The organism is Streptomyces sp. AF1A (assembly GCF_047340315.1).
Lineage (GTDB): Bacteria > Actinomycetota > Actinomycetes > Streptomycetales > Streptomycetaceae > Streptomyces.
Window position 1 is genome coordinate 1 of the sequence record NZ_JBLEBI010000322.1, and the last position, 3,461, is coordinate 3,461.

Sequence of the window (3,461 nt, forward strand, 5' to 3'; positions counted from 1 at the left end):
GGGCGGTTCAGTGGGCGGGGCGGTCGATGCGCAGCAGGCGGGGCGGCCGCGCGGCGGGTGCGGGCAGGCGCAGCGGTGCCGACCCGGGGGTGATGCTGCCCAGCAGCGTGGCCCGGCGGGCGCCGGTGCCCGAGGGCAGGGTGCCGGGCAGCCCGTGCACCGTGAGGAAGCCGAGGACGGCGAAGGCCAGGGCCTCCTTGGCGTCGGAGGGCAGGCCCAGGTCGTCGCTGGGGCGCAGCCGCACGCCGGGCAGTTCCTCGGCGATCATGCGCATGAGCACCGGGTTGCGGGTGCCGCCGCCGGAGACGACGAGTTCCGTGACGCCGTGGGCGCGGCAGGCGTCGGCCACGGTGACGGCGGTGAGCCGGGTCAGGGTGGCCAGGACGTCGTCGGGTTCCTCGGTGGGCGCTGCCGCCAGCGCCCGCTGCAGGTAGGGCAGGTGGAAGTGCTCCTTGCCGGTGCTCTTGGGGGCCGGCCTGCGGTAGTAGGGGTCGTCCAGGAGCGCGCGCAGCAACTGCGGGCTGGTCCGGCCGGCGGAGGCCCTGCGTCCGTCCTCGTCGTAGCCGGCGGCGCCGCCGGTGAAGTGCCCTACGGCCGCGTCGAGCAGGGCGTTGGCGGGGCCGGTGTCGAAGGCCAGCGGCTCGGCGCCGGGCGCGAGGACGGTGACGTTGGCGATGCCGCCGAGGTTCAGCGCGGCGGGCGTACCGGGCAGGGCGCGCAGCAACAGGGTGTCGGTCATGCCGACCAGCGGGGCGCCCTGCCCGCCCGCCGCCACGTCCCGGCTGCGCAGGTCGGAGACGACGGGGAGCCCGGTGGCCTCGGCGATCCAGGCGGGCCGGCCGAGCTGGAGCGTGCCGCGGACGGTGCCGTCCTCGACCCAGTGGTACATGGTCTGGCCGTGCGAGACCACGAGGTCGGCGGCGCCGTCGCACAGCTCGCGCAGCGCGCGTCCGGCGGCGTCGGCGAAGGCCTGGCCGACACCGGTGTCCAGGGCGCAGATCGCCTGCGCGGTCGTCGCGGCCGGCGGCAGGGTGGCGCCGATCAGGTCCCTGAGGTCGTCCGGGTAGGGGACCGAGAGATGCCCGAGGGGCCGCAGGAGCAGGGTGTCGCCCTCCAGGGCGAGGTCCGCCGAGGCCGCCTCGATGGCGTCGTAGGAGGTGCCCGACATCAGGCCGATCACGCGCACGGCGCCTCCCGGTGCCTGGTCCGCCGAGTGGGCGGTGTCGGTCGACGCTGCGGCATGGCTTCTCCCTGGGGCTCGGATGGGGCTCGGATGGGGCTCGGAAGGGGCTCGGAAGGGGCTTGGAAGAGGCTCGGATGGGGCTCGGATGGGGCTCGTAAAGGGGTCGGAAGCGGCTCGGGACGGGCTGGGAAGGCGCTCGGGACGGGCTCGGAACGCCGGGTCGGAACGGGGCGGGTGCGGGGCCGCCGCGGCGGCCCCGCACCGGGTGGGGCGTGCGCGCCGTCAGTCGCGGCCGGCGACCGCGGTGAGGTGGTCGGGTCCGGGGTCCGCCTCGCCTGCCACCGGGAGGGCGGCGCTCTCCGGGGCGCGGTGGAACAGGCTCATCAGGCCCCCGACCACCAGGGTGATCACGACGCCGATCGGCACCAGCCACTGGGCGGCGATCGCGGTCGGCACGGTGGCCCCGGCGACCGTGACGTCGATCTTGACGCTGCGCACGATGTACGTCATCACGCCGACCGTCACCAGGAACGCCACGATGGAGTCGATCTCGTTCGCGCGCCGGACGATGCGCCCCAGCAGGAACGCGCCGAGCAGGGCGCCGTAGGTGTAGCCCGCGATCGTCAGACCGGTCAGATAGACGTTGCCGGTACTGGTGCTGAAGGCACAGGCGAAGACCGCCATCAGCACCGCCCACACCAGCGTCATCACCCGGGCGAGCTTCAGCAGCGACGCCTCGGACGGCGTGCTGCGGAAGAAGCTGTGGATGATGTCGGAGACCGTCGAGTTCGACATGGAGTTCAGCGCCGAGGACAGGGAGCCCATCGCGGCGCCCAGGATGCCCGCCACCAGCAGACCGGAGATCACCACGGGCAGTCCGTGCAGGATGAACTGCGGGTAGAGGTTGTCGGAGCTGCTCAGGCCGAGCTGCTTGAAGTCCTTGCCCTGGTTGTACGACCACAGCAGGGCGCCGACGAGGGAGAAGGCGGCGAACTGGAGGGTGACGAAGACACCGGAGGCGATCATGGCCTTCTGGCCGTCGCGCAGCGAGCGGGTGGCCAGCACCCGCTGGACGATCAGCTGGTCGGAGCCGTGGCTGGCCATGGCGAAGATGGCGCCGCCGACGATCGCGGTGGGCAGCGCGAACGGGCTGGTCAGGATGTGCGCCAGGTCGAAGTTGGTGTCGAACAGCTTGAAGTGGCCCGAGTGCAGCGCGCCCGAGAACCCGCTGCCGCCGACGTGGCCGGAGAGCACGGCGATGGCGAGGATGGCGCCGCCCAGGTACAGGCCCATCTGGATGGCGTCGGTCCAGATGACGGCCTTGATGCCGCCGAGGTAGGTGTAGACGACGGTGATCACCGTGAGCACGATGATGATCAGCCGGTAGCCCGCGTGCACGCCGAACTCGTCGAGCAGCAGCTTGATCGGGATGGCGGAGGCGAACAGCCGGACGCCCTCGGCGAGGAGGCGGGTGAAGACGAACGTCACCGAGGCGAGCCCCTGCAGCTTCAGCCCGAATCTGCTGCCCAGGTACTGGTAGGCGCTGACGAAGCCGCCACGCTTGTACAGGGGGATCAGCACCGTGGCCACGACGACCCGGCCGATGACGTAGCCGAGGGCCAGTTCGACGTTGCCGAAGCCCTGCCCGCTGTACGCGCCACCGGGCACGCTGATGACGGTGAGCACGCTGGTCTCGGTGGCCACCACGGAGAACGAGACCGTCCACCACGGCATGCTGCCTTCGCCGACGAAGTAGTCCTTCGCCGTGCTCTGCCGCCCGGCCAGGCGCAGTCCGATCACGGCGATCGCCACCAGATAGACGACGACCACCACGAGGTCGAGTTGACGCACGCTCACTCCTAAGCAACGGCCGGCGGGGGCACCGGCGGGGCGGGGACAGTGGGGTAGGACGCCGCCCGCCGGACGCGGACGACGTGGGGCTCGTGCGGCGCGTGGGCGTCCAGCGCCAGCAGGTGTGCACCGTCCAGCGGCTGACCGAGCGGGGACCGCAGGTGCAGGGGGCGCGGGAAGCCGGCGAGCGCCGCGCGCAGCGGCCCGAGGAGGGGTTCCCCGAGGCCGGTGAGCCCGCCGGTGAAGGTGACGGACAGTTCGTCGCCCCCGATCCGGCGAGCGGCGGCGAGCACGGCCTCGCCCAGCGCGGCGGCAGCGCCCCGGATGATCTCCGAGGCCGCGGCGTCGCCCGTCGCGGCCAGGCGGGCCACGTCCGGCGCGAACGACGCGGCGGTGCGGGCGGGGTTGCCGTCGCGGCCGACGGCCG

General features: G+C 73.2%; 2 protein-coding genes and 1 pseudogene. All 3 read right to left on the reverse strand.

The genetic code is table 11. The features are described 5' to 3' along the window. Window positions 1-7 precede the first annotated feature (7 nt). Window positions 8-1,186 carry an anhydro-N-acetylmuramic acid kinase gene (locus tag ACLU3S_RS36325; protein ID WP_413956242.1) on the reverse strand — a complete coding sequence of 393 codons (1,179 nt, stop codon included), beginning with the start codon at window positions 1,184-1,186 and terminating at the stop codon, window positions 8-10. Window positions 1,187-1,465: 279 nt separating this feature from the next. After that, on the reverse strand, window positions 1,466-3,034 hold the full coding sequence (locus ACLU3S_RS36330) for a sodium:solute symporter (RefSeq protein ID WP_413956243.1): 1,569 nt from the start codon (window positions 3,032-3,034) through the stop codon (window positions 1,466-1,468). Window positions 3,035-3,042: 8 nt separating this feature from the next. After that, window positions 3,043-3,461: pseudogene (locus ACLU3S_RS36335) on the reverse strand (ATPase); the annotation flags it as partial.